Source organism: Pseudomonas sp. FBCC-B35 (genome assembly GCF_059133755.1).
In genome coordinates, this window is record NZ_CP101439.1 from 2,095,504 (window position 1) to 2,109,618 (window position 14,115).

Sequence of the window (14,115 nt, forward strand, 5' to 3'; positions counted from 1 at the left end):
GGGAAATATCTCGCCTCTTATCTTTGATTGAAGTCTTCAAGTTTCAAGGTCAAGCTGTCGTTTCAACAGCTCTGACTACTTTTTTTCCCCTGATCTGTATCTTCAATTCTTCTGTTGCATATCGATAATGGCGCAATGACAGTTTACGCAAGGAGCGTGATATGAGCAGGGCTGAGCTGGCTGGGCAATGGCGTGAAAAGCCGGTGTGCCATGGGTATGCGGTGAGGGCTTCCGGCGTGTGTCGACAGTGAAGATGAACTTCGTTGTGCGTGGACTGTAACGACCATTCGGAATATCCCGGCCAGGGTTGATGCCGAGTGCTTGTGCATCGACTGGCCGCATGAACTGGACGAGGTAATATCGTGACGGCTATTCACGATCAGGCAATGCATCATATTTATCGGCAAGTGCTGGAGCGCTTGTTGAATCATATGTCCCAATCACAACGTGCTTCCTTGCAGTTGTTGATTCAGCGATTGCTGATAGCTGCCGGAGGCGCTGAATATATCGGGACGTTTCGTGTATTGGCTCTGCATGGCAACGACCGCCGTAGTGCCAGATTGCTGGCCATGCTCCGGGCTGCGCAATTGAGCATCGCCACACGCGGGCCGGTCACCTTCCAGTTGCGTGTGTTGGTGATCAGTCAACCCGCTCCTGGTTCTCACACCCTGGTATGTCATGAGCGTGCGTTCAATGCCTTGTTCCTCCAGGATGATCCACGCGTTGAGTTGCTCATGGTCCAGGGTCGGGCGGTCAGGCCCTTTTCGCGAGACTGGGTGCCCAGCAGGGACGACGTCCCTCTGGCCAGCACTGCCATGCTGCTGTTGGGGCATCTGGCAGGGGCCAGGCCCGAGGGATTGTTGGGCGCTTGGCTTTATCTGGACCTGGCAAACACATTCAGCGAGGCCGTGCAGTTCCAAACACCTGTCGACGTGATGATCACGGCAATACCGGCTCAAGAGCGGCATCGTTTTCTGGCCTGGTTCCGGCGCATCTTGCACCTTGCCGGCGAAAGCGGCTTGCCCGAGGCGCAGCATTGCCTGGCTGCGTTGGCTGACGGGCTCGCTCAACTGGGCCAGCGGCTGGAGGGTGTTGGTGGCCAGGAAATCAGGCCGGCAGGTCGACAGGAGCAGGTACGCACGCCACTGCGGGTCATGGCGATCGATGAGCTTCTGGCAGACTTGCTTGAAGGACAGAAACTTGAATCGATGCTCGGCAATCCGTGCGCAGTGCCGCAGGATGCCTATCCATTGGGGGCTTTCGTGGATCCTGAGGCGTTGGCGCAGGTGCACCAACTGCAGGCCCGCGCTCAGCAAGCCCAGGGGTGCAGGCCCGCATTGTCGCTCAAGCATCAGGTGGACAAACCGGGCCGGGGCCGCACTGGGCAGGTGGGCGGCGTGTTGGGGTTGAGCCACGATCAGCTGATGTGCTTGCTGTTCACACCCTTTGCTCGCAGGGGTAAGCATTTGGAGCGCTTCCTCAAGTGCCGGCATACCGACATGCTGGTGGCATTGCCCTACCTGCATCACGCCTTGCGCGGCGAGCCATGTCCACAAGCCGTGAAGGCTTGGCTCGTCAATGTCAGTGGCTTGCCTGTTGCACAGCTGCGGGCCCTGTATGAAACCAACTTGCCTGCCTCGGCCATGCGCGTGTTGAGGCACCTGGCCCGGCGTGACATCAACTTGCGTCTGCTGTGCCAGGCGCCCTTGCCGGCGCAAGGCTGCGACGTGGAGCGGCCGTGATGCCGCAGGCCCCGCATCGCGAGTTTGCCTATCGCAAGGTCTACCGGTACATCGAAGCACTCATTGATCAATCGCCGCCCGGGCAACGGCAGCGTTTGCCCTCGCTGCGAGGCCTTGCTTCGAGGCTACGGGTGTCGCTGGGCACTGTCCAGCATGCCTATAACCTGCTGGAGGAGGCCGGTCGTGTTGAGCGTCTGCCCAGGTCGGGCTACTTCGTGCACAGTGCATCAAGCAGCGAGGTGGCCCTCACGCCCCGGCAACCGCCGGTATTCGAGCCATCGCTGTTCGAGCTGAACTTGCACAATCATGAACGCCGGCTGGCGCGTCAGCGGCTGCGAGCCATGGGCTGGGGTCAGGACCCGGGCAGCGTGAGATTGCGTCAGACGCTTGCCGAGCGCTACACCCATTCCAGCAGCCGCTACTGGTGCGCCACGGATGTGCACGTGGCGCCGGACCTCACTGCGTTGCTCGATACCGTGTGGGCAGCGCTTGAGCTCAAGCATGCGGCAGTGGTGGTTCATTCACCTTGCTGCTGGCAGCTATTGCAGGCGCTCGCTCGCACCGGGGTGCCCGTGCTTGAGGTGCCAGTGGATACTCGGGGTGATCTCAATCTGTATGCGCTGACCTGTCTGTTGGAAAGCGAGCCAGTGGGGCTTGTGGTGCTGCCCTCCTGTCTGAGCACGCCACAAGGCCGGCTGGTGACCTCGGCGGGCCAGCAGCAGTTGGGCCATCTGCTCTCGCGGTATCGGGTATGGGTGCTGGAAAGCGACCTGGACAGCGAGCTCTATCACGCAGGCCCGCCTGTCATCCGCCAGCGAGACTGGGTGGATGTCAGGCAACTGCTGGTGGTGGGTGGGTTCGAGGCAGTGCTTGGGCCCGAGGCCCCGTATGCCTACGTGTTAGGACCGACCGGTGCCCTGACCAGAGGCTTCTGCGAACGGGCTTTCCGCTTGCCACCCTTACGCATGCAAGCGTTGGCCTGCATGTTGGACAAGGGGGAGGTGGATGCACAATGGGCCCGGCTTCGCCAGGCCCTGCAACGCCGTACCCGAACATTGGCACGCGTGCTCGCGTTGCGCTTCGGGCCACAGCTGCAACTGCGCTTGCCCGACGGTGGCGGCTTGCTCTGGGCAAGGTTGCGCCAGCCTGTCCATTGGGATTCCATCAGTAAGGCCCTGGCCGGTACGCCGCTGCATGCCATGCCTGGCAAGCACTTCAGCTTGCACGGCCGCTTTCAGCATCATCTGGCCTTGGGCTGGACAGGTGATGACCCGGTAGAGCTACAGATTGCCGTCGATCGACTGGCTCAGGTCGCCGGGCACCCTTGATGACCGCCCCAGGCCTGCATCGGCCATGCTGCCAGGGCGCGAAGATGCACGGCCCGACCCGCGGCACTTGTCACACGCGCTAGTCTGTATGTATAACCAGTACCCCGTAAAGCTGCCGTCCGACCGATTTCCGTGATTGCCCATTCTGTCGAAGATCCGTTGTATTACCTGCATAACTTCCGCCAGGTCCTGTGCTGGGTGGGTCAGCGCTATGCAGACCTGCTCGATCTGAGCGAGCAGGCGTTCATCGCTACGTTCGCCGAGCTCGACGCACCTGCACAGGCGATCATGGTGCGCATGGTCATGCGCAAGGGTGAGCTGTTTCGCGATGATCGCCTGCAGTATGCCGAGGTTGGTGATATCGGGCAGGCGCTGGCACCTTTGATGGGGCTTGGCTGGGTGTGCGAGCCCGAGCGCTTGACCCTGGAGCAGTTGTTCACGCTCTTGCGCAAGGATGAACTGGCGCAGTGTTTCGCAACGCAGCTCAGCCGGCCGCGTGCGGCCAAGCATGAGTTGCTGGCCGAGCTGCAAGCATTGGAGCTGGCGCCCCGTTCGTTGCGCCAATGGTTCGCCCACAGCGAACTGCGTATCGTGCAGTGGTGCCGACAGCCGGTCTGTGACCGGATCCGGCTGCTGTTTTTCGGCAATCTCTATCAAGACTGGTCGGACTTCGTGCTGGCCGACCTGGGTGTATTGCGCTTCGAGCAGGTAGCGTTCAGTGCTGACTCGCGGGCCTTGCACCAGCGCTCGGAGGTTGACCTGGCGCTAGCGCTGCACCAGTGCGCCGAGCGTCTTGAGGAGGGGGCCGATACCGCTTCGGTCCTGGCGACACTGCAAGGCTTGCACAGTGGCAATGCATGGCTGGCCAGGCGCCGGGCGCGGTTACTGTTCGCGCTGGGCCAGCAGTGTGAACGCAGGGGCGAATGGGATCAGGCCATGGCAGTGTACGCCCAGTGCGCCCACCCCCAGGCGCGCATTCGTCAAGTGCGCGTACTGGAACGCACGCAGTCCTGGGAGCAGGCCCATGCCCTGGCCTTGCAACTGGCAGCAGCGCCGGCCAATGCGCTCGAGGTACAGGCGCTGGAGCGCATGTTGCCGCGCTTGGCGCGCAAGCTTGGCGGGCCACCTCAGCGTCGCCAGCGCCTCAAGCCAGTCGAGTTGATCGAGCTGGAACTGCCCAGGGCCCACGCCGAGCTTGGCGTTGAGGAAGCGGTGCGACAGCACCTGGCTGCGTCGGGTGGCGAAGTGCACTATGTGGAAAACACCTTGTTCAACAGCTTGTTCGGCCTGTTGTGCTGGGAGGCTGTGTTCGCCCCGGTTCCAGGGGCCTTCTTCAACCCGTTCCAGTCGGCGCCCCAAGACCTGCACGACAGCGACTTCCAGCATCGGCGCAGCGACGTGTTCGAGCGTTGCCTGAGCCGGCTGGACGACGGTACGCATCGGCAAATCATTCGGGACTGCTATGCCACCAAGCGCGGTCTGCAATCGCCGTTCGTGTTCTGGGGCATGCTTAATGAAACCCTGCTGGACCAAGCCTTGGGCTGCTTGCCGGGCGCTCATTTGAAACAATGCTTTTTGAGGCTGCTGCAGGACATCCGCAATAACCGCACCGGCATGCCGGACTTGATTCAGTTCTGGCCGGAGCAGGGCAGCTACCGCATGGTGGAGGTCAAGGGGCCGGGTGATCGCCTGCAGGATAACCAGCTGCGTTGGCTGGAATTCTGCCGCCTGCACGGCCTGCCGGTTGCGGTGTGCCATGTGCGCTGGAGCGAGGCGGCGTGAGCTACAGCGTGGCCGTACGGGCGTTGTGTGAGTTCAGCGCCAAGGTGGGTGACCTGGACCTGCGCTTCACGCCGTCGCCCACAGCCCAGGAAGGCATCGAAGGCCATCGGCGCGTGGTCGCACGGCGGGGCGCGGGCTATGAATCGGAAATCGCCTTGGAAGGTCAGTTCGAAACCTTGCGCGTGCGCGGACGCGCCGACGGCTATGACCCGGCCTGCAACCGCCTCGAAGAAATCAAGACCCACCGTGGTGACCTGGCTCGTCAGCCTGACAATCATCGCCAATTGCACTGGGCTCAAGCCAAGGTCTATGGCTGGCTGCTATGCCAGGCGCGTGGCCTGGCAGCCCTAGATGTCGCCCTTGTATACCTGGACGTCGACAGTGATGGGCAGACGCTGATCACCCAGCACTGCACAGCGACGGATCTGCAGGCCTTCTTCGACGACCAGTGCCAGCGGTTTCTGGCCTGGGCTCACGGTCAGCAACGGCGCATTGCGCAGCGCGACCAAGGGCTACTGGCGCTGCGTTTTCCCTATCCGCAGTTTCGTCAAGGGCAGCGACAGCTGTCTGAGACCCTGTACAAGGCCGTGAGCACTGGCCGCTGCCTCATGGCCCAGGCCAGCACTGGCATCGGCAAGACCCTGGGGACGCTGTTTCCCCTGCTCAAGGCCATGGTGCCGCAGCAACTGGACAAGCTGTTCTTTCTGACAGCCAAGACACCGGGACGCGCGCTGGCCCTTGATGCACTTCGTCAACTGACCGACACCCAGGCCCAGCCCGGCCTGCGCACGCTGGAGTTGATCGCCCGCGACAAGGCCTGCGAACACCCGGACAAAGCCTGCCATGGGGAGTCATGCCCGTTGGCGGCGGGCTTCTACGACAGGCTCCCCGCTGCACGCGAAGCCGCCGCTGCCCAGCCCTTGCTCGACCGCAGCAGCCTGCGCGCAGTGGCATTGGCCCACCAGGTATGCCCGTATTACCTGGGGCAGGAAATGGCGCGCTGGGTCGATGTGCTCATTGCCGACTACAACTACTATTTCGATGCCCACGCCTTGCTCTTCGGCCTGGCCCAGGCCAACCAGTGGCGTACCGCCGTATTGGTGGACGAGGCTCATAACCTGGTCGATCGAGGCCGCAGCATGTACAGCGCCAGCCTCGATCAGGGCCAGCTGCAGGCATTACGCCAACGCAAGCCGGCCGGGCTGACCACCGCGCTGGACCGTTTGAACCGGCAGTGGAATGCACTGCACAAAGAGCAGCGTGCACCGTATCAGGCCAGTGATGTGTTGCCCCAAGCGCTGCTGCGCGCACTCCAGCAATGCATAAGCCTGATCCAGGAGCAGATGAATCAGTCCCCGGCGCACACCGATCCGCAACTGCTGCAGTTTTTTTTCAGTGCGTTGCAGTTCAACCGGGTGGCTGAACTGTTCGACGAGCATTTCATGTTCGACATCAGTGTGCGCAACGGCCCACGCAACAAGCGCTATTCCACACTGTGCCTGCGTAGCGTCAACCCGGCGCGGCTGCTCTCGCCCCGCATGCGGGCGGCCCGCAGCGTGACTCTGTTTTCAGCCACCCTGAGCCCCCGACGCTTCTACCACGACCTGCTGGGGATGCCGGCGGACACCGCCTGGCTTGAGGTGGCCGCACCGTTTCGCGCCGAGCAGCTGCAAGTGCGCATCGCAAGCCAGGTTTCCACGCGTTATCAGCAGCGCAGCGCCTCGTTAGCGCCAATCGTCGAGCTGATTGCGCAGCAGTACCAGCGCCTTCCCGGTAACTACCTTGCCTTCTTCAGCAGCTTCGAATATCTGCAGCAGGTGGCCGAGTTGCTGGCGCGCCAGCACGGGCAGATCCCCCTCTGGTCGCAAGCGCCAGGCATGGACGAGGGTGAACGTCAGGCGTTCCTGGACCGATTCGTCGAAGGCGGGCGCGGCATAGGGTTTGCGGTATTGGGCGGGGCCTTCGGTGAAGGTGTCGATCTGCCGGGAACGCGCTTGATCGGCGCATTCGTGGCCACCTTGGGCCTGCCCCAGGTCAACCCGATCAACGAGCAATTCAAGCAGCGACTTGGGCGCCAGTTCGGCGCCGGGTTTGACTATGCCTACCTGTATCCAGGTGTGCGCAAGGTCATCCAGGCCGCAGGCAGGGTCATCCGGGGCGACCAGGACCGCGGAGTGCTGGTGCTCATCGACGAGCGCTTTGCCGAACCCCGCGTCCAGCAGATGTTCCCAGGCTGGTGGCCGCCAGCGATTGCCTGACCCTGCTGCTTGGGCCCGATTCCTCAACTGATGAAAAGGCGGCTTTGAGGCCCTGCGTTCGTTCTGGTCGAGCCTTTGCGGTAAGATCAGCGACCACACCGATCCGCAATCCGTTGTATTGGAGGGCGGTTGAGCGTGTCAGGTTCGCAGTGGCCTGGCCCGTGCGCTGTCTCAAAAGCCTGAGAATGGGTAGCCTGCACTCATCGCCCGCCTGCGCTGCAACACTGCTACAGGATTTATGTTTTGTCCGAACTTCCGAAAAACCCGCTCTTGCAGTACATGGACCGGCTGGCGCCCTCCAGTCAGCAGACCATGCGCTATATCCTCCAGGACGCTGCCGACCGGCTAGGGTTCGTGGACTGCAACCTGGTCGATGTGCCGTGGCACCAGCTTGAGCCTGGCCATGTGATAGGGCTGGTCGCCGCGCTGCGCAGTGATGGTTTTGCGCCCAACAGCTCGTCACTGTATGTCAATGCCATTCGCGGCGTCATGAACGAGGCCTGGCGACAGGGCCTGATCGACCACGAGCACCTGCTGCGCATGCGCGAAGTCAAACCTGCCACTGGCTCGCGACTACCGCCTGGTCGCAACCTGCGGCGCAGCCTGATTCGTGAACTGATGGATGTGTGCGCCGCTGACCCGCGCCCGCAGGGGGTTCGTGACGCCGCCATCATTGCCTTGTTGTACGGCACTGGCATGCGCAAGTCGGAATCGGTGGACATCGATCTGAACCAGGTGGATTTCGAGGCCCGCAGTTTGCAGGTGGTGGGCAAGGGCAATCACCAGCTGATCAAGTACGCCCCGCCCTGGGCCTTCGAGAAACTGCAGGCCTGGCTTGACCTGCGGCGCGCTGACTTGCCTGCCGGCGCCGAGGACGATCCGTTTCTGTTCAACCGTATCCGGCGGGGCAACCACATCACCCGGGCCCGGATCACCAAGCATGCGATCTACTACATTGCCCGCCAACGCGGCACGCAGGTAGGCGTGAAGATCATGCCGCACGATTTTCGTCGGGCCTTCATCACGCGGGTCATCGAAGAGCACGACCTGTCCATCGCTCAGAAGCTGGCGCACCACGCCAACATCCAGACCACTGCCATCTATGACCGGCGCGATGACAATGAACGTCGGCGTGCTGTGGACCGCTTCGACTACTGAACATGCCCATCCTTTCTCCTGAGGATGGAAGACCCTACGCCCATGGCCACGAGCACCTCAATAGCGCTCGTGGTTGCCCCTGCCTAGTGCACGCGACATCGGGCTGCCCGATGCGGGCGCAGCTGTCTGATATCAGCGTCTGTGACTGATCCACTGAATTGGCCCATTCCCTGCTAAGTCCACTTCGAGAATATTGATCGAGTGGTCAGGCAGGGGCGGGCAGCCGTTCCCGCCCAATGCCCTCCCAACGGCTACCAGGCCACGCATTACAAGGGCTGCAGGATGATGCTCGCAGAGCCGCTGAATACATTGGATGACCCGAGCGGGTGGAGCGCTCATCTGCAATTGCGTTTCGTCCTACGTGAGGGTGTGACCCGCCTTGGTGCGCGCCGGCATTTCGGACCTCTTTTGGTGCAACGGCCATTCTATCCAGAAGGTGCGCCATGCCATGTCTATGTCCTGCATCCGCCAGGCGGCATCGTTGCCGGTGACCGGTTGGAGTTGGACATCAGCCTGGAACCCGGTAGCCACGCACTGCTCACCATGCCGGGGGCGAGCAAGTTCTACCGCAGCGTAGGGCCGACGGCGCGCCTGACCCAGCGCTTTCGCCTGGCAGCGGGCAGCACACTGGAGTGGCTGCCGCAGGACAGCATTTTTTTCAATGGTGCCAAGGCAACGCTCGAGAGCCGCTTCACCCTCGAAACAGGTGCTCGACTGCTGGCCTGGGAAACCCTTTGCCTGGGCAGGCCGGTCATGCAGGAGCGCTTCGAGCAAGGCGCGCTCGACAGCCTGCTGAGCATTGAGCAGGCAGACGAAATCGGCTTGCACGAACGCTTGCGGGTGCGCGGTGGACGCCTGGAGAAGCTCGGCGGTCATCCGTTGCTGGCAACCTTCTGCGCTGCGCCCGCCAATCAAGACACCCTCGAGGCCGTACGCCCGCATCTGGATGGGCTAGGTATCCCGGCAGGCGCGACGTTGCTCGGCTCGCTGCTGGTGATTCGCCTGCTCGATCACGATAACCAACGCCTGCAACACACCCTGCAACGCCTGTGGCAAGTGCTGCGTCCGGCCGTCCTGGGGCTGTCCGCCTGCCCGCCACGCATCTGGGCCACCTGAAGAGAGTACCGATGGAGCTGACCCCTAGAGAGAAAGACAAACTGCTGCTGTTCACCGCCGCATTGCTGGCCGAACGGCGCCTGGCCCGTGGCCTGAAGCTCAATTACCCGGAGGCGGTGGCGCTGATCAGCGCGGCGGTGCTCGAAGGAGCACGCGACGGGCGAACGGTCGCCGAGCTGATGAGCCTCGGCCGTGAGGTGCTGACCCGCGAGCAGGTCATGCCCGGCATCGCCGAGATGCTGCACGACGTGCAGGTAGAAGCAACGTTTCCCGATGGCACCAAGCTTGTGACGGTGCATGACCCCATTGTCTGAAACCCCACCGGAGCCCCTGATGATTCCAGGTGAAATCCAGGTCGCCCTCGGCGACATCGAGCTCAACAGCGGCCGTGCCACCGTCAGCGTGAGCGTTGCCAACCACGGCGACCGCCCCGTGCAGGTCGGGTCGCATTACCATTTCTACGAGGTCAACGCGGCCCTGGTTTTCGAGCGTGGCCCTACCCGCGGGTTTCGCCTGGACATTCCGGCAGGTACCGCCGTGCGTTTCGAACCCGGCCAGGCTCGTACCGTGCAATTGGTCGCCTACGCCGGCAAGCGTGAGGTGTACGGGTTCCAGGGCAAGGTCATGGGGCCTCTGGAGCGTGAAGCATGAGCCGACTGTCTCGCCAGGCTTATGCCGACATGTTCGGGCCCACGGTGGGGGACCGGGTACGCCTGGCTGACACCGAGCTGTGGGTGGCCGTCGAAAAGGATTACACCCTGTACGGTGAAGAAGTGAAGTTCGGCGGCGGCAAGGTCATCCGCGACGGCATGGGCCAAGGGCAGATGCTGGCCGCCGAGGCCATGGATCTGGTCCTTACCAATGCGCTGATCATCGACCACTGGGGCATCGTCAAAGCTGACATTGGCATCAAGCAGGGCCGCATTGCAGGCATTGGCAAGGCCGGCAACCCTGACGTGCAGCCAGGCGTCACCTTGCCAATCGGTCCCGGCACCGAGGTGATTGCGGCCGAAGGCAAGATCGTCACCGCCGGCGGCATCGATTCGCACATCCATTTCATCTGCCCACAGCAGGTGGATGAAGCCTTGAACAGCGGCGTCACGACCTTCATTGGCGGCGGTACCGGACCTGCCACCGGCACCAATGCCACCACCTGCACACCAGGCCCCTGGTACCTGGCGCGTATGCTCCAGGCAGCTGACAGCCTGCCCATCAACATCGGGTTGCTGGGCAAAGGCAATGCTTCGCGGCCAGAGGCGCTGCGCGAGCAGATCGCCGCCGGGGCTGTGGGGCTCAAGCTGCACGAGGATTGGGGGTCGACCCCCGCGGCCATCGACTGTTGCCTGGGGGTGGCCGAGGAGATGGACATCCAGGTGGCTATCCATACCGACACCCTCAACGAGTCCGGCTGCATCGAAGACACCCTGGCCGCCATTGGCGAGCGCACCATCCACACCTTTCATACCGAAGGGGCTGGCGGGGGGCATGCGCCCGACATCATCCGGGCAGCGGGGCAGCCCAATGTACTGCCGTCCTCGACCAACCCGACCTTGCCCTACACGGTCAATACCGTGGATGAGCATCTGGACATGCTGATGGTCTGCCACCACTTGGACCCGAGCATTGCCGAAGACGTCGCCTTCGCCGAGTCGCGTATCCGGCGCGAGACCATTGCGGCCGAGGATATCCTGCATGACATGGGCGCCTTCGCCATGACGTCTTCCGATTCCCAGGCCATGGGCCGGGTCGGGGAAGTCGTGCTACGCACCTGGCAGGTGGCACACCAGATGAAAAAGCGTCGCGGACCCCTGGCGCCCGATACGGCCTACAGCGATAACTTCCGGGTCAAGCGCTATATCGCCAAGTACACCATCAACCCTGCAGTCACCCACGGGATCGCCCATGAGGTCGGCTCGGTCGAGGCGGGCAAACTGGCAGACCTGGTGTTGTGGTCACCGGCGTTTTTCGCGATCAAGCCCGCGTTGGTGATCAAGGGCGGCATGATCGTCACTGCGCCCATGGGCGACGTCAACGGCTCGATTCCAACGCCGCAACCGGTGCACTACCGGCCGATGTTCGGCGCCCTGGGCGCGGCCCGCCATGCCACACGCATGACCTTCCTGCCACAGGCCGCAATGGACGACGGCCTGCACCAGGCATTGAACCTGCGCAGCCTGATCGGGGTGGCCCACGGCTGCCGACGGGTGCGCAAGGCCGACATGATCCACAACACCCTGCAACCGGTGATCGAAGTCGACGCCCAGACCTATCAGGTCAGGGCCGACGGTGAACTGCTGGTATGCGAACCGGCCACCGAGCTGCCGCTGGCGCAGCGCTATTTCCTGTTCTGAAGGAGTTCCGATGCTAGTCCTTACCCGTCGTATCACCGACCCCGGTACTCATGCCCAAACCGGCACTGTCACCCTGGATGTGGACAGCCGCATCAAAAGCCGTTTGCGGGTAACCCTGGACGATGGCCGCGAAGCGGGCTTGATGCTGGAACGGGGTCACCTGCTGCGCGGCGGAGAACTGCTGGCAGATGCCACCGGTAGCCAGTTGATCCGAGTACAAGCCGCGCCCGAAGCAGTCTCGACCGTGCGCTGTGCGGACCCGCACCTGCTTGCACGCGCCGCCTATCACCTGGGGAATCGACACGTACCCCTGCAAATCGAGCCTGGCCTGCTGCGCTTTCAGCATGACCATGTGCTCGATGACATGCTGCGTGGCCTGGGCCTGACAGTGGAGGCCGAACAGGCGCCTTTCGAACCGGAGGCCGGCGCCTACCAGAGTGCGCCACATGCCCATGCCCATGGCCATCCCTTCGTGCGCCTGCCTGCTCATTCCTGACCCTGTTGGAGCTACCTATGAAAAAGATGTTCGCGTTGTTGCTGCTGATGCTGGCATTGCCGGCTTTCGCCCACCCGGGTCACGATACCCACCCGCTACAGGACGGGCTGTTGCACCCACTGACCGGGCTGGATCACCTGTTGATGCTGCTGGGTACAGGCGTGTTAGCGGCGCTCACCGGCCGCACGTTGCTGCTCCCCCTGGCCACATTGGCGGCGATGTTCGCCGGTGCTGTAGGGGGGCACGTGTTCGGCAATGTGCTGGGCATGGAAACCCTGATTGCTGGCTCGCTGGTGGTGGCTGGTGCAGCAATGCTGCTGCCAGCAAGGCAACTGCTGCTGGCCCTGGCCATGCCGGTGTTCGCGCTGTTCCATGGCTGGGCGCATGGGGTGGAGGCGACGCCTAGCGCGTTCTGGCAGTTCAGCGCAGGTTTCGTTGCAGTGAGCGGCCTGTTACTGGCCTGTGGCTACGCCGCAGGCCTGCTGCTGCGTCGTCATGCGCGGCTGCAGAAAGCGTTCGGCGGTGGGCTGTTGGCCGGTGCAGCCCTGGTGCTGGCAGGTTGATGAGCACCGATCTGGCGTTGCTGCGATTGTTGCAGCTGGCAAGCCCCGGCTTGCCAGTCGGGGGCTTCACTTACTCGCAAGGCCTGGAATGGGCAGTTGAAGCAGGGTGGGTCAAGGACACGGCTGGCTTTGCAGCCTGGCAACGCGAACAGGTCCAGGACACCCTCGCGTGCCTGGACTGGCCCGTGCTTGTCCGCCTATACGACGCCTGCCTGGCCAGCGATGCCCAGGCTTACGCCCGCTGGTGCCGGTTCTTGCTGGCCAATCGCGAAACCGCAGAGCTGCGCCTGGAAGAGGGACAGCGCGGGGCCGCGCTGGCGCGCCTGCTCGACGGTTGGCAACTGGCACAGGTCCCGGCCTGGCGTGACAGCCTAGGGCTCACCCAGCTCGGTGCCATGGCCTGGCTGGCTGTGCATTGGGCGATTCCCTTGCGCCAACTGGCCATGGGCTACGGCTTCGCCTGGCTCGAAGGGGCGGTGATGGCCGGCGTCAAGCTGGTGCCGTTCGGCCAACAGGCTGCCCAGACCCTGCTGCATGCGCTCAGCAACGACCTGCCCGACGCATTCGATCATGCACTGACCCTTGGCGACGACCAGCTTGGCGGCGGCTTGCCGCTGCTGGCCATCGCATCGTCGCGTCACGAAACCCAATACACCCGTTTGTTCCGCTCTTGAGGACTGCCTGAATGCAAAGCTATCAACAACCCCTGCGTGTCGGTGTGGGTGGCCCTGTGGGCTCCGGCAAGACCGCATTGCTCGAGGCGCTGTGCAAGGCCATGCGCGATCATTACCAGATCGCGGTGGTGACCAACGACATCTATACCAAGGAAGACCAGCGTATTCTGACCGAAGCCGGCGCACTTGAGCCTGAGCGCATCGTGGGCGTGGAAACCGGCGGCTGCCCGCACACGGCCATTCGTGAAGATGCGTCGATGAACCTCGCAGCCGTCGAGGAGCTGGCGCGCAAGTTTGGCAACCTTGAAGTCATCTTTGTCGAAAGTGGCGGCGATAACCTGAGCGCCACGTTCAGCCCCGAGCTCGCGGACCTGACCATCTACGTGATCGACGTCGCCGAAGGGGAGAAGATTCCGCGCAAGGGCGGACCCGGCATCACCAAGTCGGACTTCCTGGTCATCAACAAGACCGACCTGGCACCGTACGTTGGGGCTTCACTCGAAGTAATGGAGCGTGACACCCAACGGATGCGGCCCGAGCGGCCCTGGACGTTCAGCAACCTGAAAAAAGGGGAGGGGTTGCAGGCGGTGATCGACTTCATCATCGAGCGAGGCATGCTGGGCGTGCGGACCTGACTCCGCTTGATG

General features: G+C 62.9%; 13 protein-coding genes. All 13 read left to right on the forward strand.

Annotated elements, in window-relative coordinates; genetic code table 11:
- Nucleotides 1-362: 362 nt before the first annotated feature.
- The 13 genes from NMB38_RS09690 to ureG all read left to right on the forward strand — a co-directional run bounded on the left by NMB38_RS09690 (nucleotide 363) and on the right by ureG (nucleotide 14,103).
- Entirely contained in the window at nucleotides 363-1,742 is a 1,380-nt protein-coding gene (locus NMB38_RS09690; RefSeq protein ID WP_132578980.1) for a hypothetical protein, read from the forward strand.
- A complete protein-coding gene (locus tag NMB38_RS09695) occupies nucleotides 1,742-3,070 on the forward strand; it encodes a GntR family transcriptional regulator (protein WP_494355019.1) in 1,329 nt (442 codons plus the stop codon). Before NMB38_RS09690 ends, NMB38_RS09695 begins: the two co-directional genes overlap by 1 nt.
- A 132-nt stretch (nucleotides 3,071-3,202) precedes the next feature.
- Nucleotides 3,203-4,852, forward strand: coding sequence for a VRR-NUC domain-containing protein (locus tag NMB38_RS09700; protein WP_132578978.1), 1,650 nt, complete (start codon nucleotides 3,203-3,205; stop codon nucleotides 4,850-4,852).
- Nucleotides 4,849-7,110, forward strand: a complete 2,262-nt coding sequence (locus NMB38_RS09705; RefSeq protein ID WP_494355020.1) for an ATP-dependent DNA helicase — start codon at nucleotides 4,849-4,851, stop codon at nucleotides 7,108-7,110. The genes NMB38_RS09700 and NMB38_RS09705 overlap by 4 nt, the downstream gene beginning before the upstream one ends.
- A gap of 243 nt (nucleotides 7,111-7,353) precedes the next feature.
- On the forward strand, nucleotides 7,354-8,268 hold the full coding sequence (locus NMB38_RS09710) for a site-specific integrase (RefSeq protein WP_027915530.1): 915 nt from the start codon (nucleotides 7,354-7,356) through the stop codon (nucleotides 8,266-8,268).
- A gap of 282 nt (nucleotides 8,269-8,550) precedes the next feature.
- Nucleotides 8,551-9,384 (forward strand): urease accessory protein UreD, encoded by an 834-nt coding sequence (locus NMB38_RS09715; protein WP_132578976.1) that lies wholly within the window; start codon nucleotides 8,551-8,553, stop codon nucleotides 9,382-9,384.
- Between the two features lie 11 nt (nucleotides 9,385-9,395).
- Nucleotides 9,396-9,698 (forward strand): urease subunit gamma, encoded by a 303-nt coding sequence (locus NMB38_RS09720; protein WP_003253929.1) that lies wholly within the window; start codon nucleotides 9,396-9,398, stop codon nucleotides 9,696-9,698.
- 19 nt (nucleotides 9,699-9,717) lie between these two features.
- Nucleotides 9,718-10,035 carry an urease subunit beta gene (locus NMB38_RS09725; protein WP_028687722.1) on the forward strand — a complete coding sequence of 106 codons (318 nt, stop codon included), beginning with the start codon at nucleotides 9,718-9,720 and terminating at the stop codon, nucleotides 10,033-10,035.
- Nucleotides 10,032-11,735 carry an urease subunit alpha gene (ureC, locus tag NMB38_RS09730; RefSeq protein ID WP_028687723.1) on the forward strand — a complete coding sequence of 568 codons (1,704 nt, stop codon included), beginning with the start codon at nucleotides 10,032-10,034 and terminating at the stop codon, nucleotides 11,733-11,735. Before NMB38_RS09725 ends, ureC begins: the two co-directional genes overlap by 4 nt.
- Nucleotides 11,736-11,745: 10 nt before the next feature.
- The gene (gene ureE / locus NMB38_RS09735) at nucleotides 11,746-12,231 is read left to right on the forward strand and encodes an urease accessory protein UreE (RefSeq protein WP_028687724.1); all 486 of its coding nucleotides are present in this window, start codon (nucleotides 11,746-11,748) and stop codon (nucleotides 12,229-12,231) included.
- Nucleotides 12,232-12,248: 17 nt separating this feature from the next.
- Complete coding sequence (locus NMB38_RS09740; RefSeq protein WP_027915535.1) at nucleotides 12,249-12,794, forward strand: HupE/UreJ family protein; 546 nt, start codon at nucleotides 12,249-12,251, stop codon at nucleotides 12,792-12,794.
- On the forward strand, nucleotides 12,794-13,468 hold the full coding sequence (locus NMB38_RS09745; RefSeq protein ID WP_027915536.1) for an urease accessory protein UreF: 675 nt from the start codon (nucleotides 12,794-12,796) through the stop codon (nucleotides 13,466-13,468). The genes NMB38_RS09740 and NMB38_RS09745 overlap by 1 nt, the downstream gene beginning before the upstream one ends.
- Before the next feature lie 11 nt (nucleotides 13,469-13,479).
- The gene (ureG, locus tag NMB38_RS09750) at nucleotides 13,480-14,103 is read left to right on the forward strand and encodes an urease accessory protein UreG (RefSeq protein WP_027915537.1); all 624 of its coding nucleotides are present in this window, start codon (nucleotides 13,480-13,482) and stop codon (nucleotides 14,101-14,103) included.
- Nucleotides 14,104-14,115: the final 12 nt, after the last annotated feature.